Genomic DNA, 223 nt, shown 5'->3' with positions numbered 1-223 from the left:
AGTTGCAACAACGTTCACAGTAGCCACAACCGTCTCCGACGAACCATCGGGGTAGGTCACGACCACTTCGTACACGTTGGTCGCAGGAGCAGCGTAGGTAGCCGACGACTTGATCTCACCGGTCTCCTCGTCGATCCAAACACCCTCGATGTCGTCCTTCAGCGCGAAGGTGGTGCCTTCAGGCATGTCACGCTCTTCACCGGTCTCTTCATCGGTGAACTTC

At 57.0% G+C, this 223-nt stretch carries 1 protein-coding gene; it reads right to left on the bottom strand.

Annotation, left to right across the window (positions count from 1 at the left end; translation table 11 throughout):
• Positions 1–223 (bottom strand): Rib/alpha-like domain-containing protein (locus tag PV375_RS10505; RefSeq protein ID WP_332107272.1); only part of this gene is annotated, 223 nt, incomplete at both ends.

Origin of the sequence: Gulosibacter sp. GYB002 (genome assembly GCF_036577665.1) — a bacterium.
Lineage (GTDB): Bacteria > Actinomycetota > Actinomycetes > Actinomycetales > Microbacteriaceae > Gulosibacter > Gulosibacter hominis.
This window is presented reverse-complemented; position numbering and strand designations above follow the sequence as displayed.